The organism is Citrobacter sp. JUb117 (genome assembly GCF_024809055.1).
GTDB lineage: Bacteria > Pseudomonadota > Gammaproteobacteria > Enterobacterales > Enterobacteriaceae > Citrobacter > Citrobacter gillenii.
Map to the genome: position 1 here is coordinate 16,041 of NZ_JANUFB010000013.1, position 20,816 is coordinate 36,856.

Genomic DNA, 20,816 nt, shown 5'->3' on the forward strand with positions numbered 1-20,816 from the left:
CATGCGAACTTATACACTTTCACAGCGTTTAACGCTGGTTTTTGCTCTCCTGTTTATTACGTCGTGTGCCCTGTTGGGCTGGCTGCAGGTGCGAACCAGTACTGAATACAGTAAGGCCGTAATTCAGCAGCTTTCTGCGGACCTTGCCGGGCATATCAACCAAAGTTACCCTCTGCTTGAACGCGATGGCCTTAATAAAGAGTCGATGCGTAATTTATTTGATCATCTGATGGCGGTGAATCCCAGTGTAGAAGTTTATTTACTGGACAAAGAGGGCAATATTATTGGTGATGCGGCGCCGGAAGGGCACATCAAACGTCAGCGGGTTGATTTACAGCCAATACACTCGGCATTAAATAATCCTCATTACCCCATTTACGGCGACGATCCGCGTAGCCTTGATGCGAAGAAAGTGTTTAGCGTGTCGCCAATGCGTCAGGATGGGCAGATAAAAGGCTACTTGTATGTAATTTTGCTCGGGGAAAATTACAACGCCTTAAACAGCAATGCGCAATTTGATGCGTTGTTGAAGATAGTCTTACTGTCCATCAGCCTTGTTGCATTGTTGGGGCTGGTGGTGGGGGCACTCGCCTTGCGCTGGATAACTCGTCCCTTGCGCGAATTGTCTGCTCAAGTCCATGCCCTGGAAACCGGTGGGATAGAAGAAATGCAGGCAATGGCGGCGCAGCCCCGGCAAATCAATACCAGTAACGATGAAATTAGCCAACTGCGACAAGGGGTTATCTCGATGGCCCAGCGCATTGCAGAACAGTGGCATCGTCTTGCACAACAAGAGCAGTTACGACGTGAGTTTATCGCCAACATTTCCCATGATTTGCGCACGCCATTAACCTCACTACACGGCTACCTTGAAAGCCTGTCCGTAATGTCAGCCAGCCTGAGCGACGCTGAGAAGCAGCGCTACCTTAATATTGCTCTCGCACAGAGCCAAAAGGTGGGGGCGCTCTCCCAGTCGCTGTTTGAGCTGGCTCGTCTGGAATATGGTGTGGTTAAACCGCAGAAAGAGAAATTCTCGATTAGTGAACTGCTGCAGGATGTTTTCCAGAAATTTGAACTTTCTGCCCAGACTAAACAGCTGGCATTGCTGGCAGATATTCAGCCAGGCCTGCCGCTTATTGATGCAGACCTCGGGATGATCGAACGGGTGCTGACCAACCTGCTGGATAATGCGATTCGCCATACTCCCGACAACGGCACTGTTGCTGTGCGTTTGTGGCGAGAAGCGGATAAAGTGATGGTGCAAATTAGCGACAGCGGTCCTGGGATCCCGCAAGAATTGATGGAGGGATTATTCATCCGTCCTTCGATTGCGAATCCGGCAGGTGTTCGAGTAGGGGGACTGGGGTTGATGATCGTCCGCCAGATGCTACAGCTACATGGTAGCGAAATTGCGCTGGTGGATACGCCGAAAAGCGGGGCTTGTTTTCGCTTTGGCTTAACGACGGGCCCACATATTTGAACCAGTTATCCGTGATACCAGCTTCAATGGCTACGTGCGCAGATGAAGATGAACGGTGTCGCCAGGTGGCTGCACGGCCGTAAAACCGATAGTAGCTGCGTTATTCATTATCCAGCCAGCTAATGAAAAACTCACTGAAAGCCGTCACCTGCAACGGCTGAAAACGCCGTTGAGGGTAGACAAACTGCAGACCAACGTGTTTCTTGTCATGGCGGCTGAAGCCGATAAAAGTCTCAGCAAATAAAACGCTCAGTCGCCCTTGTTCCACATCTCGCTTCACATCCCACCAGGATTTGCTGGCAATACCCGCTCCCGCCAGTACCCACTGACGAAGCAAGGCGCCGTCATCACATACCATTGCCGGCGTGACCTGCACCACCGCGGTTTCATTTTGCTCTTCAAAACGCCACTCGTTCATCAGCGTGCCGCGCTGCTCCATCACCAGGCAGCGGTGCCCGTGTAATTCATCCGGATACTGAGGCGTTCCGTGTGCTTCAAGGTAGCTTTTTGACGCAACCAGCACCCGATAATTAGGACGGATGAATTTTGTGACCAGATTACTGTCCGGCAAGTTCCCAAAACGCACGCTCATATCCAGACGGTTGACAATCAAATCCACCACGCTCTCACTGAGATAAACGGAGCTTCTGACTTCAGGATGCAAACGGGAGAAATCGAGAAGCGCAGGGGAAAGATACTGTCGGCCAAAGTCCGAGGGGGCTGAAATACGCAGGCTGCCGCTGAGCAGTCCGTCCTTCTGCGTCAGTTTTGATTCTGCCTGTGTCATCTCCTCCTGCACACGAAGTGCGGCGTGGTAAAACTCCTCCCCGGCTCGTGTCAATGCGATAGCCCGGGTTGAACGATTAAACAGCCGGGTTTGATAACGTTCTTCCAGCGCCTTTAATCGTGCAGTCATGGTGGCGGGGGAAAGGTTCATCCGACGCCCTGCAGCGGCCAGACCACCAGCTTCAACCACTTCCACCAGTAACGTCATATCTTCGAATTTACCCATTATTCCGTTTTCCTGAAAAGATAATCAATTATTACTGCCATTATCAAAGCGACTTGCATGACATAAAGTCAAGCCATAGTTAACCGCTCAGGAGAGCAGAACATGCCACAACATTCCCTTTTCGAGACAACATCTATTGGCAAACGTGTACTAAAAAACCGTATTGTCATGGCACCGATGACTCGTGCCCGTACTGTCCAGCCCGGTAATATTCCTGGCGCGCTTATGGCCGAGTATTATCAGCAGCGCGCCACCGCCGGTCTTATCATCACCGAAGCAACACAGATTTCTGCCCAAGGGCAGGGTTACTCCTGGACACCAGGCATTCATTCTGCTGAACAGGTGGCGGGATGGCGTCTGGTAACAGATGCGGTCCATCGCGCAGGAGGTACGATTTTCTCCCAGTTGTGGCATGTGGGGCGTATGTCCCATGCAAGTTTTCACCCGGACGGCCAACCTGTAGCTCCTTCTGCGTTATCACCGCACGCACAGGTGTGGGTGGTAAACAATGAGGGTATCGGTGAAATGGTCGACTGCCCGGTTCCACGTGAGCTAACGACAGCTGATATTCAACGGGTAATAGCAGATTACCGGCAGGCGGCCCTCAATGCGGTGGCAGCGGGGTTTGATGGCGTGGAAGTTCACGGTGGCAACGGGTATCTGATTGATCAGTTCCTGCGCCGTTCTTCAAACCAACGAACCGATGAATACGGCGGTAGTCTGGAAAACCGTGTGCGTTTCGCCCAGCAGATACTGGAAGCGATCAGCGAGGCCATTGGTGCAGAGCGTACCGGTATCCGTCTGGCCCCGTACATCACCCAGCGTGGCATGGATGACCCGCAGGTTATTGACGCTATTCTGGCTCTGGCGGCCTGGTGTGAATCAAAAGGTATTGCCTTTATTCATCTGGCGGAAGCGGATTGGGATGATGCGCCGCAGGTGCCCTATGCGTTCCGGGAGACCCTGCGGGCGACTTTTAGCGGTACGATTATTGTGGCGGGGAATTACACCCGTGAAAAAGCCGACAAACTGTTATCGGCAGGGATCGTAGATCTGGTCGCTTTCGGACGTCCCTTTATCGCTAATCCAGATTTCCCACGTCGCCTGAAAGAAAACCTGCCACTTTCAGAAATGGGTAACCCAGCGACGCTGTTTGGCGGTAGCGAAGTGGGTTATACCGATTACCCATTTCTGAATTAACTATGGCGATGTATTAACGGCCATCACGGCGGGCATCAATAACAGGGTAAATGAAAAATCCACGCAATTGCGTGGATATATTAATTTTATAATGCTATGGGCAAAAAAATATATTTTGTGCGCGATAATGACAGGGTGAATTTAAAACAATGCATCTGGCTGGATATGCTTTAATATACAAAGTTGTAAAATTAAGAAATCTGCCACAACGACAGATTTCTTTAATATATAATTAGAGATTTGCAACGTTATGATATACTTTTTGAACATCATCATCATCTTCAAGGGCATCAACAAGTCCTTCAAAGATTTCTAAATCTTCTGGTGAGAGTTCAATTTCTGCTTGAGCAATCATTTCTAATTCTGTTGTTGCGAATTCAGTAATTCCAGCTGCTTTTAGAGCTGCAATTCCTTTGTGAAGATCTGTAGGTTCAGTATAAATGACGATGTTTCCTTCTTCTTCGGTTACATCACGAACATCAACTTCAGCATCAAGCAAAATTTCAAAAATACGGTCTGGATCTGTTCCTGCAAATACAATGACGCCAGTATTGTCAAACATATAGCTGACAGAGCCTGCCGCTCCGATACTCCCGCCTTTTTTATTGAAAATTGTGCGGACATTAGCAATCGTACGGTTAACATTTGACGTCAAGGTTTCAGCGATAATCATTGAGCCATTGGGTCCAAAACCTTCATAACGACCTTGCACGAATGTTTCATCGCCGCCGCCTTTGGCTTTATCAATTGCTTTATCAATAACGTGTTTCGGGACTTGTGCTTGCTTCGCACGTTCAATAACGAATTTTAAAGATGAGTTTGATTCTGGGTCTGGTTCACCTTGCTTAGCAGCAGCATAGATTTCTACACCGAATTTTGCATATATATTAGACGTCGCACCGTCTTTAGCCGTTTTTTTAGCAACAATATTGGCCCATTTACGTCCCACTGGAATGCTCTCCTCAAAGATTTATTTACATTAAATGCAGGTTGTTAACCTGCATTTTTTCCGCGAGATTATATCATGATATGTAAATACTCGTCTATGAGAAATAAAAAACGACAATCTTACGTGATGTTACTTTAATTTTATAAATGGTTGGTGTTTTTGGTGATCATTTTAAAATTTACATTTGGTGCTTTATTTTTATTGTTAACAATCGAGCTGAAATAATAATAAATAAGTCAGGAAAAATAATTGTGATAATCCAGATAATAAACACTATTAAATTACGCAGAGTGGACAAAAACATCTGGAAAACTGGACTGACTCCGCGGCAGTAGGTATTTCCTGTCCTCACATACAAGGTATGTTCGACGTTTTCTGGACTGATTCCGTTGAGGTTACATGAGACTCTATGAAATGAAAAATCCACGCAATTGCGTGGATTTAATGGTTTTTTTTGATTCTCATGAAGTTCAATGAAACCTCATGAGACAACAAATTTTATTTAGACGTTGAACAGGAAGTTCATTACGTCGCCATCTTTGACGATGTAATCTTTACCTTCTGCACGCATCTTACCGGCTTCTTTTGCGCCTTGCTCCCCCTTGTAGGTGATGAAGTCTTCAAACGCGATGGTCTGTGCACGGATAAAGCCCTTCTCGAAGTCGGTGTGGATCTTACCAGCAGCCTGCGGAGCGGTCGCACCGACAGGAATGGTCCACGCGCGGACTTCTTTCACGCCAGCGGTGAAGTAGGTCTGCAGGTTCAGCAGCTCGTAACCGGCGCGGATCACGCGGTTCAGACCGGGTTCTTCAATGCCCAGCTCAGCCATAAATTCTTCACGATCGGCATCGTCAAGTTCGGCGATATCGGATTCAACTGCCGCACACACGGCAACCACCACAGAACCTTCAGCTGCCGCGATTTCACGCACTTTATCGAGGTACGGGTTGTTCTCAAAACCGTCTTCGTTAACGTTGGCGATATACATGGTTGGCTTCAGGGTCAGGAAGCTCAGGTATTTGATGGCAGCTTTGTCTTCGTCCGTCAGGTTGGTCAGTGAACGCAGCATCCCGGCATTTTCCAAATGCGGCAGGCATTTTTCCAGCGCGGCCAGCTCGGCTTTAGCGTCTTTATCGCCGCCTTTGGCTTTTTTCTGCACGCGGTGAATCGCGCGTTCGCAGGTATCCAGGTCAGACAGTGCCAACTCGGTATTAATGACGTCGATATCGTCAGCCGGATCCACTTTGTTATTAACGTGAATGATATTGTCGTTTTCAAAGCAGCGTACCACGTGACCGATCGCTTCGGTTTCGCGGATGTTGGTCAGGAACTGGTTACCCAGACCTTCACCTTTGGATGCGCCTTTTACCAGACCGGCAATGTCGACGAATTCCATAGTAGTCGGGAGAATACGCTGCGGCTTGACGATCTCAGCCAACTGGTCCAGACGCGGATCGGGCATCGGTACAACGCCAGTGTTCGGCTCAATAGTACAGAACGGGAAGTTAGCCGCTTCAATACCCGCTTTGGTGAGCGCGTTGAACAGGGTGGATTTGCCTACGTTTGGCAAACCGACGATACCGCATTTGAATCCCATGTTTAAATCACCTTAATCTTTTGATATTCAACCTGTTATGGAAAACAGATTGTAGAAAAGTAAATAACTTTGCCTATTATACACAGCACGCGGGAAAAATGCCGCACATCGCTGCTTATTGTGCTTTAAAGGTATGTAACCGGCTGGTTGCCTTGGTCAGGCCGTCTTTGAACAATATCTCGGTACAACGCGCCGCTTCGTCGATGGCTTCATCAATTAACTTTTGTTCTGAAACAGGCGGCTTGCCTAAAACAAAACCGACAACTTTGTTTTTATCGCCGGGATGACCAATTCCAACGCGTAAGCGATGAAAGTTCGGGTTATTGCCCAACTTACTGATGATGTCTTTCAGGCCATTATGCCCGCCGTGGCCGCCGCCGAGCTTAAACTTGGCAACGCCGGGGGGCAAATCTAATTCGTCGTGGGCGACCAAAATCTCATCAGGATTGATCCGATAAAAGCTGGCCATCGCGCTGACTGCTTTGCCGCTCAGATTCATAAATGTGGTTGGCACCAGCAGACGGACATCTTCACCCTCGAGCGTCACTCTGGAGGTGTAACCGAAGAATTTCGGCTCATCGCGCAGGGGGGCGCGTAATCTCTCTGCCAGTAAATCGACGTACCATGCGCCGGCATTGTGTCGCGTAGCCGCATATTCAGCGCCGGGATTTGCCAGACCGACAATCAATTTAATCGTCACGTATTTTGTCCTGAGTGTGTCCATAACCGGCGTGTAGTTTACTGTCTGACGGGGCGCTTGACAAAAAACTGCGTGCGTACCGGCAAAAATTGAATAATTGCCTCGCTGGACTATTAGAAAATGAGTGTGTTCAGTGGGTTATTTGTAAAGTTTTGTTGCATGAGTGTTTGTAATTGTGATCGCAGGCGCACTTGCGAGCGGCAGTGTTGTCTATACTTTACACATAAGGATTAGGGGTATTCCCTGTAGCAACCCAAAGTTCCGGAGGTGACACATGAAACGCAAAAACGCTTCGTTACTCGGTAACGTGCTCATGGCTTTAGGGTTGGTGGTGATGGTTGTCGGTGTGGGCTATTCAATCTTAAATCAGCTGCCGCAATTTAACCTACCACAATTTTTTGCACACGGTGCCGTGCTCAGTATTTTTGTTGGCGGCGTGCTCTGGCTGGCGGGGGCTCGCGTCGGCGGTCACGAACAAATCAGCGACCGCTACTGGTGGGTTCGCCATTACGACAAACGCTGTCGTCGTAATAATAGCCAACGCCATAGCTAAACCGTGACATTGTCTGCAGACCAGCCAGCCTTACGCTGACTGGTTTTCAGTTCGTCTTGCTTTTGCGCGAGCGGGACTGAATTCGCAGTAATAGTGCTAATAATGCCACAACCACCGCCAGATACCCCATCACATACATTCCCTGATGTTTTCTTGACGCCAGCTGCGGATCGGCAACCCATGCCAGAAACGCGGTGACATCGCGCGCGTACTGTTGCTCGGTTTGTGGCAGATGAGACTGCGTGGACCAGGTAATCTCACCATCTGCCAGCGGCTTTGGCATATTGATTATCCCACCAGGAAAATACCGGTTTGCCTTCATCTCAGGATCGTCGGGTAAATAACCCGTCAGCAGCGCATAAATATAATCCGCACCGCTGTCAGTGTAGGGAATAAACGCATCGAGGATAAACTGCGGAAACCCGCGATCGTAGCTTCGTGCCCGCACGATATAGCTGAGATCCACCGGCAGTGCGCCATTGTTGAGGTATTTGGCTTCCTGATCGTTCAGATAAGGGGAGGCGAAGACATCGTTCAGATTGCCGTCACGTTCACCCGGTTGTCCATCGTCCTCAACCGTTGCAAACAGATAGCCGCTGGCCAGTGCTTTGGCTTCTGCTTGCGTGAGTTGCGGCCCGCCAGGTTGGGTCAGCTCTTTGAAGGTGAGATATTTCATACCGTGGCAGGCCCGGCATTTTTCTTCGTAAACCTGTAAACCACGACGTAACTGTTCAGTGTCGTGAGCGCCGTTCACGCCGCTAAATACCCACGGCTGCGGGGGCGGAAGCGGCGCGCAATACCCATGACTGAAGAGTGACGCCAGGCTCAGGGCTGCAAAGGTTAACCATCGTCCCATCATGTCAGTCCTGTTTTTCCAGTAAGCGTCGACACGGCATCACAAGCAGAAACCATGCGAAATAGATAAGCGTTGAAAGCTGAGACGCGGCACGGATCCAGCCGTCATCGTTACTCAATCCGTCCAGCAGGTCGGGGCCGACCAGTGCTTTTGAACCCAGCCAGCCTAAAAAGAACACATTGCCGACCCAGATCCAGAAACCGAGTTTGATCCATTTGCTGTAATGGCGAAACCGTGCGCGGGAGGTATCCAGCCAGGGTAACAAATAGAAGATCAGCACCGATGCGCACATGGCGGCAATGCCCGCCAGCTCATTGGGAAAACAGCGCAAAATGGAGAAGAAGGGCAGAAAATACCACTCGGGCGCGACAACGGCGGGCGTGACCGTCGGGTCGGCGGGGATAAAGTTATCGGCACTGCTGAGGTAGTGCGGCGCAAAAAATAAGAACCACGCAAACAGCATTAAAAACAGTGTCAGCTTGAGGGCATCGCGTTCGGTGACGCGAAAATCAAACAGCAGACGTTGCGACTCGCGGGCGGTGAACGTTTTTTTCATCGCGTGGGCGAACGCTGACTGGACGGTACGCAAATGCCATATCGTCATCGCAACAATGGCGAAGGGGATAATAAAGTGAAGCACATAAAAACGGCCTAACATCGGCGTGCCGGGCGCATACCCGCCGACAAAAAAGGTGTACAGCGTATCGCCAACGAACGGTATTGCGCGGGCGAAGCTGGTGATGACCGTGGCGGCCCAATAGCTTTTTTGCCCCCAAATCAGGCTATAGCCGAGAAATGCGGTGATCATCAGGAGCACATACAGCGTTACGCTGATGGCCCACATCTTCAGATACGGTTTGCGGTACACGTTGTAATACATCGCGCGGAAGATATGCAGGTAGCAGGCGAAGAAAAAAAGCGAGGCGCCAATGGCGTGCAGATTACGCACCAGCTCCCCGTGCCTGACCGCACGCATAATATGCACAATGGAATCAAACGCGGAATCTGCCGTGGGCACATAAAACATTGCCAGCACGATGCCGGAGAGAATTTGCACGCCCAGCATGACCAGCAAGATGATGCCGACGGCAAAGATCCACACGCCGGTAATGGAGCGGGGGAACGGAAGGCGAAATTGCACATGACGCTGGGGTGCTGTCGGGGACGTTGCGTTCATGTCAGGCCTCTTTTGTGCCAAGGCGTACACTCAGACCATCGGCGGCCAGGGCATAGTCGGGGATCGCCAAATTCGCCGTGGCCGGACCCCGCGTCACGCGCCCGGAGGTGTCAAACTCTGAGCCGTGACACGGACAAATCCAGCCCTGACCGCTGGGGTTGGCGTTAGGCACGCATCCGGCATGCGGGCAGTAACCCTGAACGATCAGCCACTGCGGATGCGCCGCCGTGACCCGCTCGCTGTCTGCCTGCGGGTCGAGCAACAGTCGGGTGTCGGCCTGCTGCGCCGCCTTGACCTCGTCTGGCGTACGGTGGCGAATCAGGATCAGTTTCCCCTGCCAGATTCGTTTCACCGTCTGTCCAGCCGCTACTCCCGCAAGAGAGACATCCACCGGCTCATTTTCTGCCACGGTTTTATCGTCCGGCCCTAGCGCCGAAATGAGTGGCCAGACGGCTGCGGTCACCCCCGCAGCGCCGACAAATTTTGTCAACTTACACAGGCAATCGCGTCGCTGGGTGTGGATTGCCTCACTGTCCGTTTTTTTACTCACCGCCGTCTCCTCTGTTTATTGCGCTGTCAGGGCTTCTCAATACGGGTATAAATGTCCTGAAAGCGTTTATCGGCAAGGCCGGGGGCTTTAAACGCGCGGTAGCTGTCGGGTAAAACGGCGTCGCCGACTTTGATCAGCATAATCATCCCCTGCGCATAGTGCGGTGAGCATTTGATGCCGTAGAAGCCTGCTGTGTCGTATTTGATTTCAATCTCCTCATCGATTTTGCCGATAAAACCGGGGTACCCGGCAGGAGACAGCTCGGCAATTGAGGCCGCATTGTGGCTTTTGTGCTTGCGAACAAACTTCACGCTATCGCCCGGCTGGATCGCCAGAAAATCCGGCTCGTAGACCATCGGTCCGCCGGTACCGCGGTTTTTCATCAGCACTTCATACGTTTGTGCGAACGCCGTCGAGGTGAACGCGCACAGGCACAGGATGAGTAAACGTTGTTTAATACATTTCATTGCAGTTCCTTGTGATATTTACGCTGGCCGTTGGTAGCGAATAAAGCAGCTCGCCTCATCAGCAGCTCGTTCGACAATCGCATCGATGCCAAACCAGTTGTTAAGATTTTCTCGGGTGAAGACAGCTGCAGGGCAGCCTTGCATGACCAGTCGTCCCGCTGTCATCACCATGATGCGATCGCAAAACATCGCGGCATGATTCAGATCGTGCAGGGCGGCAATCACGGTCAGTTTTTCGCGTTTAACCAGGTTAAGCAGGCCAATTTGATGCTGGATGTCGAGATGATTGGTTGGCTCATCCATCAGCAATACCTGCGGCTGTTGTGCCAGCGCCCGGGCAATATGCAGGCGCTGGCGTTCGCCGCCGGAGAAGGTATGCCAGCAGCGATGCTGGACGTTTTGCAGGGAGACTTTCTCCAGCATCGTCTGCACGATATCGTCGTCGGTCCGTGACCACGGCGACAGCAGACTTAACCACGGCGTGCGGCCAAGGGACACGGCCTGGATGGCGGTCAGACGCTCGCTGGTTTCCGCCTGCTGTTCAACCAGGGCGACCTTTTGCGCCAGATGGCGGCGTGAGTAGCGGCGAATATCTTTGCGGTTAAGCGAAACGCTGCCGCTGGAGGGCTTGAGTAAACCGGCCAGCAGGGAAATGAGCGACGTTTTCCCCGAACCGTTGGGGCCGATAATGCCCACAAACTCACCGGGTGCGACCTGAAAAGAGACATCATTGACGATGGCCTTGCCTTTCACCTCCCAGTGCAGATGTTGAGCGCAGACCACATCGTTGGCGGTATTTACCGCGCGTAGCGGCGTGGTAAAACGTGGGTTAACCGTCATTTGCTCGGGTTCCCTCGGATCAAAATAATCGAAAATGCGGGCGCGCCAACCAGCGCAGTGATCACCCCAATAGGCAGTACTTGCCCTGGTAGTAAGGTGCGTGAAATGACGTCCGCGACAATAAGAAAAATGGCACCAATCAGGGCGCTGACGGGCAGCAAGCGGTGATGCTGATTGCCCACCAGTAAACGCGCAGCGTGAGGGATAACCAGTCCAACAAAGCCAATGGCCCCGACAATCGACACCATAATGGCGGTCATCCCCGTCACCGCGGTAATCAGTACGGCGCGAGTGCGTTTAACCGGGATGCCCAGCGAGGCCGCTGACTCGGCGCCAAATGAAAATGCGTCCAGATGGCGGGCGTAGCAAAAGCAGACGATGATGCCGACCAGCGCGGTCGGGATGGCCAGTACCACATCGGGCCAGCGTACGCCGCTCAGATTGCCGAGCAGCCAGAACATAATGCCGCGTGCCTGTTCGGCATTGGCCGAACGGGTAATGATGAGCGAGGTAATGGCATTGAACAGCTGCGAGCTGGCGATCCCGGCGAGAATAATTTGCGTGGTGGCGGACCCGTTTTTACCCCTTGCGGCCACGGCCAGCAGTGCGACAAACAGAAATGCCGTCAGCGCGCCGATAAACGCCCCGAGCGACATGCTGATAATCCCCGCACCCAACCCGGTCAGCGCGATCAGCACCGCTCCCGTCGATGCCCCGGCCGAGATCCCCAGCAGATAAGGTTCGGCCAGCGCATTACGCAGTAGTGATTGCAGCACCACGCCGGAAACGGCCAGACAGGCACCGCAGCAGGCAGAGACAAGCGCACGGGTCAGGCGGTAGTTCCAGATGATCCCAGCATCCAGCGCGTCTACCGGATATTGGCTGCCAAACAGGTGGTTTGCCAGCGTGTGGGTGACATGCTGCCACGGGATAAACGTCTCACCGATGGAGATCCCCGCCAGCAGCACCCCGCACATCACCACGCTGACCCACAGGCTGTGCAGCAGCGTTCGCTGGGTAAACTGACTCATCGCCCGACGCGTCCTGCGTAATTCGCTCATTGTTGATGGCTTTCCTGAGTGCGAAAGCGCGTGATGCCCGTGCATGACATCACGCGCGACGAGGATTAATGAGTGGCCTGCGGGTGTGCCAGACCGTATTGCACCAGCGCATCGGCGAGTTTTTCCAGCCCGTCAAGGGTTCTGATGCCCGCATTCATGGTCTGGACATCAATCACCGGCAGGTGGTTGTCTTTCACCGCCGGGATAAGACGGGTAACCGGGTCAGACTTGAGGTATTCCATTTTGACTTTCCAGTCATCCGCCGGGAAACGGCGACGGCCCATCTCGCCGAGAACAATCACCGATGGACTGGCTTTGGCAATGGTTTCCCAGCCGACAGTCGGCCACTCTTCCGCAGAATCAATGACATTTTTTACCCCGAGGGTTTGTGCGATCCACGCGGCGGGGCCAAATTTACCGGCAACATACGGATCAAGCTGCAGATCGGCGCTGGAGAACCAGAAGACGGCAGAAACGTTATTCTCCATGCCGGTGATCTTCGTTTTGGCTGCGGCCTCGCGGGCTTTGAGGCTGGCTATCAGCTCATCGCCCTTGTCCTGCACATCGAAGATTTTGGCCAGATCGGCAACTTCCTGGTAGACCATGGCGATATCAAACATGCCTTTACGCACACCATCGCCGCCGTCTTCATTGTCTTTTGCGCAATCGGCAGGGGCGGTATAAACCGGAACGTTGAGTTCACTGAATTGTTCATAAGAGGCAACCGTCCCCGCGGGGCCAATCTGCCATTCAAACTGGCTGGCAACCAGGTCTGGTTTTTTGGCGATAATGCCTTCAAAGCTGGGTATGTTTTGTGCGATGACTGCAATCTTGTCATTCGCCGCTTTGTACTGTTCAGGAACCGGGCCAAACCACAGCGATGTGCCTACAACGCGATCGGCCAGACCCAAAGAATAGAGGATTTCAGTGCTGTTCTGACCCACTGTGGTCACGCGATGCGGGGCTTTATTAAAGGTAATATCTCGACCACAGTTTTTGATAGTCAGCGGATATTGCGTCTTTGCCGCCGTCGCCATATTACTGGTCAGGAAGAGTGCCGCGCCGGTCAGCGCCAGAAGTGAATATTTGCAATAAGCAGAGGTAAAAACAGAATACATTATCATTGTCCCGTTGATGCCAGCGCTTCAGCGTCTGGTCATTATTTATTTCGCGGGACAGGCGCATGACGATAGATGACATTTCATCATGACATTCAGGCAAAATAATATGAAAATAAAACATATTGTTGCCAGTTTGATCAGGAATCAATTTTGTTCATTCGTCAAATAAATCACCCCATGGACCATCCCGTCCACTCAATGTATAAAACCATGACAGTAGGTCTCCTGGCTTACGGTAATCAGAATATCGGCCTTCCCATAAAAATATTTTACAGTGACCTGTAGTGAATCATCACTACACAGGGATATTCAGCATCCGCTTACAGTTGCGGGGGCAGCTATGGCATAAGAGAGAAATCATCCGCACCATATTCCGTTTCAAAAGCATGACTGCGCTTTGAAATACTGTCGGAGCGGACTGTATCGGTATGCTAATATTGCGTCAACCGCTGTAATAAGTAGGTAGTATTTAATTGTCATTTTTAATTCCTTTTAAATCATGTGGTTAATCTTTAATGGCTCATTGTGATGTGCCGAAGATAATGAATATTTGGTAAATTAAATGAGAATTATTTGATGCTGATCAATTAACGATGTGGCGTTGAAAAAGAATAAAATGAATAGCGAGAAATACACGCTTATTAAATAATCTGCGCCACATCACATTTTTCAATATGTTTTTCCATATGGACAATTTGTTGCTCGCCACCTTCATCAAGGAACACGTTAAAGTGATTGTTGCACCAAAACTGATAGCCGCCGGGTAAAAAATGATGGGTATGCAAGTAGAGCGTTTTATATTGCTGACGCTGACAATATGCTTCTGCCAGCGTCATAAGTTGGCGGCCTATACCTCGACGGCGGTGTTCCTGTTCCACGTAACAGCGGCAAATTTCTGCGGTGTTGGCTAAATCATAGCGCCCGCGCAATGCCATGATTCTGTCATCGTACTGACACACTGCCAGCGTAGCGATAAGTTGCTGGTGTGCATTCCACGCGCCGAGCAGTAGATTTCGGGGGTGGTGCAGGTAGTGTGAACGTAAATCTAATATGTCTTCGTCAGGACGTGGAGTGGGCCTGTTAGCCTGAAAATAGAGATTTAAATGACGGATAATAAATGACTGAACGGCGGGAATATCCGACTCGGTAATTTCGCGAAAGGTATACGTAGCATTAGGGTTCATTGTTGTGGGTATTATCAGGAGTAGGGGAAATGATAATAGCAACTCAGCGGGGATTGCAGAAGTGAAGAGTGACCGACAAGCAAAGCCTGCCGGCCATCACTAAACGTTAAATATCAGCCAGTGCGGCGTCACGGTTCGGGAAGAACGCCAGACGGCCGGGGATGGGTTGGATACCCGCACGCGCCATGGTGCGTAGCGGTTGGAACTCCAGATTACTGATACGTAATTCACAGCCTTCCGGCAGTCGTTTAACAAAACGCTGGAAGGCGTCCAGACCACCGGCATCCAGTACCGGGACGGCATCCCACTTCAGTACCACGATGCGCTTGCCTGTAATACGCGTTTCGAGATCGGTAAACAATCCCTCCGCTGCGGCAAAGAACAGCGGGCCAATCACGCGCAGCACCAGCACATCGTCCGGTACGTCTACGTTAACCGGTGCCAGGCGCGTCATGCGCGCAATGCGGCGCATAAACAGCAGCGAGGCAAGAACGATACCGACGCTGATGGCGATCACCATATCGAACAGTACGGTCAGCGACATACACATCAGCATCACGATGATGTCGTCTTTCGGTGCGTGACGCAGCAGATCCACCACTTTATGGGCTTCACTCATGTTCCACGCCACCATCAGCAGCAGGGCCGCCATGGCGGAAAGTGGCAGCCAGGAAAGCCACGGAGCTAACACCAGCAGGGCGAGGATCACCAGAATCGCGTGGATCACCGCAGAAATGGGCGAGGTGGCCCCGGCGCGAACGTTAGCCGCAGAGCGGGCAATTGCGGCGGTGGCGGTGATGCCGCCGAAGAATGGCGCGACGATATTCCCCAGCCCTTGACCCACCAACTCGCTGTTGGCTTTGTGCTTGGTGCCGGTCATCCCGTCGAGCACCACAGCGCACAGCAGGGATTCAATCGCGCCGAGCATCGCCATCGAGAAGGCTGCCGGTAACAGCGCCCGTAATGAACTCCAGCTTAGCGTAAAGTCCGACCCCGGCATATCCCACGGCAACACCAGCTGTGGCAGCAGTTGCGGGATACCGTTGCCCTGCGAACCATCCGCCAGAATGTAGTGGAACTGAGAACCGATGGTCGCGACATGGCCACCTGTCAGGTTAACGATGCCCATTACCGCACAACCGGCCAGCAGCGCCGGAAGATGACCAGGCAGGCGGATCCCCAGACGCGGCCAGAAAATCAGGATCCCCAGCGTGACCACGCCAATGGCGGCATCACCAAGGTTAATGGTCGGCAGGGCCATAAACAACGCACCCACTTTTTGCAGGTAGTGTTCCGGGACGTGTGCCATCTGCAGACCGAGAAAATCTTTAATCTGCATGGTACCGATGGTGATACCGATACCTGAGGTAAAGCCTAAGGTAACGGAGACCGGGATATATTCGATCAATCGGCCAAATCGGGCGAGGCCGAAAAGGATCAGGAAGATCCCGGACATCAGCGTAGCCACCAGCAGACCTGCCAGCCCGAACTGCTGCGACACCGGATATAAAATCACCACGAAGGCGGCGGTAGGACCGGAGACGCTAAAACGTGAACCACCGGTAAGGGCGATAACAATCCCGGCAACGGCTGAGGTATACAGGCCGTATTGTGGCGCAACGCCGCTGCCAATTGCCAACGCCATTGCCAGCGGGATAGCAATAATGCCCACGGTTATCCCGGCGATCAGATCACGGGTAAAGCGCGAGGCGGTATATTTTTCTTTCCAACAAGCGTCGATGAGGGCGCGGAAAGGCATCACATGTGAGGAAAATAGTCTGTTCACAATAATGTTTCATCCATGAGCGCATCATCTATCTAGAAACTGATAGTTGAAGTTGGCATAAATCATACAAATAAATAAAACGGATAAAAAAACCCGCCGCAGCGGGTTTTTGAGCCGGGCTCGATTAATGCTCGAACATAGCAGAGATGGATTCTTCGTTGCTGATACGACGAATCGCTTCGGCCAGCATACCCGACAGGGTCAACGTACGCACGTTCGGCAGTGCTTTGATTTCGTCGGTCAGTGGAATGGTGTCACAAACCACGACTTCATCAATCACCGAGTTGCGCAGGTTGTTTGCCGCATTGCCTGAGAAGATCGGGTGAGTTGCGTAAGCAAATACGCGTTTGGCACCACGTTCTTTCAGCGCTTCTGCTGCTTTGCACAGCGTACCGCCGGTATCGATCATGTCATCAACCAGGACGCAGTCACGACCTGCAACGTCACCAATAATGTGCATCACCTGAGAAACGTTCGCACGCGGGCGACGTTTGTCGATGATAGCCATATCGGTATCGTTCAGCAGCTTAGCGATAGCGCGGGCACGCACGACGCCACCGATGTCTGGAGAAACCACAATCGGGTTGTCCAGGTTCAGCTGCAGCATGTCTTCTAACAGAATTGGGCTACCGAATACGTTATCAACCGGTACGTCAAAGAAGCCCTGGATCTGTTCAGCATGCAGGTCAACGGTGAGGACGCGGTCAACGCCAACGCTTGACAGGAAGTCAGCGACGACTTTTGCGGTAATCGGTACACGAGCGGAACGTACGCGACGATCCTGGCGTGCATAGCCGAAGTAAGGAATAACGGCGGTGATACGGCCTGCGGAAGCACGGCGCAGAGCATCGACCATAACGACCAATTCCATCAGGTTGTCGTTAGTAGGGGCACAAGTGGACTGGATGATGAAAATATCACCACCGCGTACATTTTCATTAATTTGTACGCTGACTTCGCCGTCGCTAAAGCGACCTACAGCGGCGTCGCCGAGTGAAGTGTACAGGCGGTTGGCAATACGTTGTGCTAGTTCCGGGGTGGCGTTACCAGCAAAAAGCTTCATATCAGGCACGAGAAGAACCTCAGGCATGCGTCCATTGGTGGAAAGAATCTGCCGAAAACTGTGCGGGCCAGGCAGTATCCTCTCCAGGCGGTGTATTAAAGAGCGCGATGCAACGTCTGGAACAGGGTGACGTTGTCACCGCAACTCAGCTTGCCCGGCTTACTCGTTATCTCTCGCGTTTCATGTGCGCTGGCATCAATTCCTCACACCAGTCACATACTTTTGTATGCGCCGGGCGTTCCGTCATCTCACCATCTTCCTGAAACCCGAATGATTTAGAGTAACGCTCTGTGCAATGGGGAGAGGTTGACACCTTTCGCCACAAAGCCTTCGAGCCATTCCGGGGCTTGCTCAAGCACCTGGCGAGCACGAGACTCTGTATCAAATTCAGCAAAGACACAGGCCCCTGTACCAGTCAGGCGCGACGGCGCATATTCTAACAGCCAAGAAAGCACCTCATCAACCTCGCGAAAACGTTTTCTTGCGATAACCTCGCAATCATTGCCGAATTCACATTTTAGTAACGTTTCTATTGACCTTTTTGGCGTGTTGCGCGGGAGTTCCGGGTCTTTAAAAATCACCGGCGTCGGAATACTGACGCCAGGATGAGCAACCAGGTACCATTTTTCCGGTGGATTGACCGGCGTGAGAATTTCTCCCACCCCCTCGGCGAAGGCCGCGTGTCCGCGTACAAATACCGGCACGTCGGCACCCAGAGTTAATCCGATGGTTGCCAGTTCATCGACGGACAGCCCGCACTGCCAGAGGTGGTTCAGCGCCACCAGAACCGTTGCGGCATTCGAGGAGCCTCCGCCCAGACCCCCGCCCATTGGCAGGCGCTTATCAATGCTGATGGCCGCGCCGCGCCCGGCGGGCAAGCGTCCACTTTCTGCGGCAGTTTTCATCAGCAAACGTGCGGCGCGCACGATCAGGTTATCTTCATGCTCCACACCCGCAACCGGGGTGAGTAGATGAATGTCGCCGTCATCGCGCACCTCAATGCGGATATCATCGCCGTAATCGAGAAACTGAAACAGCGTCTGCAGCGTGTGATAACCATCCGCACGCTGTCCGGTGATGTATAAAAACAGATTCAGTTTTGCCGGAGAGGGCCAATGGGTCATCATTTCACGATCCAGTTATCCATTTTCAGCTTAATGCGCTGGTCGCCGTCGGACAGTTCCATGTTAGCGGGCATCGCTGGCTGCGTTTTGCTGTCGTAGGCGCTGTACACCACTTTCCAGCGCTTACCGTTCTGGCTGTAGTTGACTTCGCTCAGACGGTACTGCGTGTCAAGTTTGTAATCGGTGGCGTCGCCCGGCAGACCGAGGATCCACTGACGCAGGCTATTGAGCGGAATCGGCATCCCGGTCAGTTTGCCAATCATTTCTTCGGCATCATCGGCGGTATAATGCTTGCCTTTATTATCGACAAGCTCGACGTTGCCTGGCTGGGCTTTCAGTTCCAGTTCGGTACTGCCCAGCGGATTGGTCAGCAGCAGACGATAGTTATCCTGACCGGTTTGCTGCCAGAAGAAGCGGGCATAGACCTTCTGCTGTTCGGAAATGTAGGCAAACGCGCCGCGCGTCTGATACTGGTGCAGCGCACGCACTTCCTGCTGGTGCTGACGCCACTGCGGGGAGTCCGGACTTTTGCCAGGACCTTTCGGCGCATTGAGTGTACAGGCGGTGAGGACCAGGCTTGCCAGCGGCAGCAGGCGGATCAGGCGAAAATCAGGCAGGGTCATAATGATGACAAATCCTTGAGATACGTTGCAGTTATAGTTCTTAATGCTAGCGCCGCCATCTGACCTCGTCTACGTTCACGTTATCTTAAATCACTAAAATTTGTGCACTAAGCTATTACTCCAAAAGGGGGCAGTCTCTTTTATTGGCCGCACGCATCCTGTATGATGCCCGCAGTCTAACCTTATCAACGCTGGTACTATTCCCGCACACATGACCCTTTTAGCGCTTGGTATTAACCATAAAACGGCACCTGTATCGCTGCGAGAACGCGTAACGTTTTCGCCGGATACGCTCGATCAGGCGCTGGACAGCCTGCTTGCGCAGCCAATGGTGCAAGGCGGGGTAGTGCTGTCGACGTGTAACCGCACGGAGCTGTATCTCAGCGTCGAAGAGCAGGATAACCTGCAAGAGGCGCTGATCCGTTGGCTGTGCGAATACCATAATCTGAATGAAGAAGAACTGCGCAGCAGCCTTTACTGGCATCAGGACAACGACGCCGTCAGCCATCTGATGCGGGTTGCCAGCGGCCTGGATTCGCTGGTACTCGGCGAGCCACAAATTCTCGGCCAGGTGAAAAAAGCCTTTGCGGATTCGCAAAAAGGCCACCTGAACGCCAGTGCGCTGGAGCGCATGTTCCAGAAATCGTTCTCCGTCGCCAAACGTGTCCGCACCGAAACCGACATCGGCGCCAGTGCCGTGTCCGTTGCTTTTGCGGCCTGTACGCTGGCGCGACAAATCTTTGAATCGCTGTCCACGGTAACCGTACTGCTGGTTGGCGCAGGTGAGACCATCGAACTGGTGGCGCGTCATCTACGCGAACACAAAGTGAAGAAGATGATCATCGCCAACCGTACGCGTGAACGTGCGCAGGTGCTGGCAGACGAAGTCGGCGCTGAGGTGATCTCATTGAGTGATATCGACGCACGTTTACAGGACGCCGATATCATTATCAGTTCTACCGCCAGCCCGCTGCCGATTATCGGTAAAGGGATGGTGGAGCGCGCGCTGAAAAACCGCCGCAATCAGCCGATGCTGCTGGTCGATATCGCCGTACCGCGCGATGTTGAGCCGGAGGTCGGCAAACTGTCGAACGCTTACTTGTACAGCGTTGACGACCTGCAAAGCATCATTTCGCATAATCTGGCGCAGCGTAAAGCGGCGGCGGTGGAAGCCGAAACGATCGTCGAGCAGGAAACCAGCGAATTTATGGCCTGGCTCCGCGCCCAAAGCGCGAGTGACACCATCCGCGAATATCGCAGTCAGTCAGAACAAGTGCGTGATGAACTGACCGCCAAAGCGTTGGCTGCTCTTCAACAGGGCGGTGATGCGCAAGCCATTATGCAAGATCTGGCCTGGAAACTGACTAACCGCCTGATCCATGCACCAACCAAATCTCTTCAACAGGCTGCCCGTGACGGGGATAGTGAACGCCTGAATATTCTGCGCAACAGCCTCGGGCTGGAGTAGCAGCA

Annotated in this window: 20 protein-coding genes and 1 riboswitch; of the genes, 4 read left to right on the forward strand and 16 right to left on the reverse strand. The window is 52.4% G+C overall.

Annotation, left to right across the window (positions count from 1 at the left end):
- Position 1: 1 nt before the first annotated feature.
- Positions 2-1,480, forward strand: a complete 1,479-nt coding sequence (locus M2374_RS21160) for a HAMP domain-containing sensor histidine kinase (RefSeq protein ID WP_181689027.1) — start codon at positions 2-4, stop codon at positions 1,478-1,480.
- A 100-nt stretch (positions 1,481-1,580) separates the two neighbouring features.
- Here M2374_RS21160 and M2374_RS21165 read toward each other — a convergent pair whose 3' ends face one another.
- On the reverse strand, positions 1,581-2,492 hold the full coding sequence (locus M2374_RS21165) for a LysR family transcriptional regulator (RefSeq protein ID WP_115258275.1): 912 nt from the start codon (positions 2,490-2,492) through the stop codon (positions 1,581-1,583).
- A 102-nt stretch (positions 2,493-2,594) separates the two neighbouring features.
- Here M2374_RS21165 and M2374_RS21170 point away from each other — a divergent pair, with 102 nt between their 5' ends.
- Positions 2,595-3,692 (forward strand): alkene reductase, encoded by a 1,098-nt coding sequence (locus M2374_RS21170; protein WP_115258276.1) that lies wholly within the window; start codon positions 2,595-2,597, stop codon positions 3,690-3,692.
- 232 nt (positions 3,693-3,924) lie between these two features.
- On the opposite strand, the gene M2374_RS21175 is transcribed toward M2374_RS21170, so the two are convergent.
- The 3 genes from M2374_RS21175 to pth all read right to left on the reverse strand — a co-directional run bounded on the left by M2374_RS21175 (position 3,925) and on the right by pth (position 6,938).
- Positions 3,925-4,641, reverse strand: a complete 717-nt coding sequence (locus M2374_RS21175) for a YebC/PmpR family DNA-binding transcriptional regulator (protein WP_137361829.1) — start codon at positions 4,639-4,641, stop codon at positions 3,925-3,927.
- A gap of 502 nt (positions 4,642-5,143) precedes the next feature.
- On the reverse strand, positions 5,144-6,238 hold the full coding sequence (gene ychF, locus M2374_RS21180; RefSeq protein ID WP_096756754.1) for a redox-regulated ATPase YchF: 1,095 nt from the start codon (positions 6,236-6,238) through the stop codon (positions 5,144-5,146).
- Between the two features lie 115 nt (positions 6,239-6,353).
- Positions 6,354-6,938 (reverse strand): aminoacyl-tRNA hydrolase, encoded by a 585-nt coding sequence (gene pth / locus M2374_RS21185; protein ID WP_046275292.1) that lies wholly within the window; start codon positions 6,936-6,938, stop codon positions 6,354-6,356.
- A 274-nt stretch (positions 6,939-7,212) separates the two neighbouring features.
- Here pth and ychH point away from each other — a divergent pair, with 274 nt between their 5' ends.
- Entirely contained in the window at positions 7,213-7,491 is a 279-nt protein-coding gene (gene ychH / locus M2374_RS21190) for a stress-induced protein YchH (RefSeq protein ID WP_045443721.1), read from the forward strand.
- 46 nt (positions 7,492-7,537) lie between these two features.
- Here the strand turns inward: ychH and M2374_RS21195 are convergent, their stop codons facing one another.
- The 12 genes from M2374_RS21195 to lolB all read right to left on the reverse strand — a co-directional run bounded on the left by M2374_RS21195 (position 7,538) and on the right by lolB (position 19,343).
- Positions 7,538-8,347, reverse strand: coding sequence for a cytochrome c1 (locus M2374_RS21195; RefSeq protein ID WP_146717039.1), 810 nt, complete (start codon positions 8,345-8,347; stop codon positions 7,538-7,540).
- A gap of 4 nt (positions 8,348-8,351) precedes the next feature.
- Complete coding sequence (locus M2374_RS21200; RefSeq protein ID WP_181689028.1) at positions 8,352-9,524, reverse strand: cytochrome b N-terminal domain-containing protein; 1,173 nt, start codon at positions 9,522-9,524, stop codon at positions 8,352-8,354.
- Between the two features lies 1 nt (position 9,525).
- Positions 9,526-10,074: a ubiquinol-cytochrome c reductase iron-sulfur subunit gene (gene petA, locus M2374_RS21205; RefSeq protein WP_181689029.1), complete on the reverse strand. Its 549-nt coding sequence runs from the start codon at positions 10,072-10,074 to the stop codon at positions 9,526-9,528.
- Between the two features lie 26 nt (positions 10,075-10,100).
- Complete coding sequence (locus tag M2374_RS21210; RefSeq protein ID WP_135911901.1) at positions 10,101-10,541, reverse strand: pseudoazurin; 441 nt, start codon at positions 10,539-10,541, stop codon at positions 10,101-10,103.
- Between the two features lie 18 nt (positions 10,542-10,559).
- The gene (locus M2374_RS21215; protein ID WP_135911902.1) at positions 10,560-11,381 is read right to left on the reverse strand and encodes an ABC transporter ATP-binding protein; all 822 of its coding nucleotides are present in this window, start codon (positions 11,379-11,381) and stop codon (positions 10,560-10,562) included.
- The gene (locus M2374_RS21220; RefSeq protein WP_153880452.1) at positions 11,378-12,442 is read right to left on the reverse strand and encodes an iron ABC transporter permease; all 1,065 of its coding nucleotides are present in this window, start codon (positions 12,440-12,442) and stop codon (positions 11,378-11,380) included. Before M2374_RS21220 ends, M2374_RS21215 begins: the two co-directional genes overlap by 4 nt.
- Before the next feature lie 65 nt (positions 12,443-12,507).
- Positions 12,508-13,560 (reverse strand): ABC transporter substrate-binding protein, encoded by a 1,053-nt coding sequence (locus tag M2374_RS21225; RefSeq protein ID WP_137361825.1) that lies wholly within the window; start codon positions 13,558-13,560, stop codon positions 12,508-12,510.
- 200 nt (positions 13,561-13,760) lie between these two features.
- Positions 13,761-13,988: riboswitch (cobalamin riboswitch) on the reverse strand.
- Between the two features lie 216 nt (positions 13,989-14,204).
- Positions 14,205-14,747, reverse strand: a complete 543-nt coding sequence (locus tag M2374_RS21230; protein ID WP_181689030.1) for a GNAT family N-acetyltransferase — start codon at positions 14,745-14,747, stop codon at positions 14,205-14,207.
- 106 nt (positions 14,748-14,853) lie between these two features.
- Positions 14,854-16,533 carry a C4-dicarboxylic acid transporter DauA gene (dauA, locus tag M2374_RS21235; protein ID WP_146716910.1) on the reverse strand — a complete coding sequence of 560 codons (1,680 nt, stop codon included), beginning with the start codon at positions 16,531-16,533 and terminating at the stop codon, positions 14,854-14,856.
- Between the two features lie 124 nt (positions 16,534-16,657).
- Entirely contained in the window at positions 16,658-17,605 is a 948-nt protein-coding gene (gene prs / locus M2374_RS21240; protein WP_001518537.1) for a ribose-phosphate diphosphokinase, read from the reverse strand.
- A 266-nt stretch (positions 17,606-17,871) separates the two neighbouring features.
- Complete coding sequence (gene ispE / locus M2374_RS21245; protein WP_181689031.1) at positions 17,872-18,723, reverse strand: 4-(cytidine 5'-diphospho)-2-C-methyl-D-erythritol kinase; 852 nt, start codon at positions 18,721-18,723, stop codon at positions 17,872-17,874.
- Complete coding sequence (lolB, locus tag M2374_RS21250) at positions 18,720-19,343, reverse strand: lipoprotein insertase outer membrane protein LolB (protein WP_096756764.1); 624 nt, start codon at positions 19,341-19,343, stop codon at positions 18,720-18,722. The genes ispE and lolB overlap by 4 nt, the downstream gene beginning before the upstream one ends.
- 211 nt (positions 19,344-19,554) lie before the next feature.
- On the opposite strand from lolB, the gene hemA reads away from it, so the two are divergent.
- Positions 19,555-20,811: a glutamyl-tRNA reductase gene (gene hemA, locus M2374_RS21255; protein ID WP_096756765.1), complete on the forward strand. Its 1,257-nt coding sequence runs from the start codon at positions 19,555-19,557 to the stop codon at positions 20,809-20,811.
- Positions 20,812-20,816: the final 5 nt, after the last annotated feature.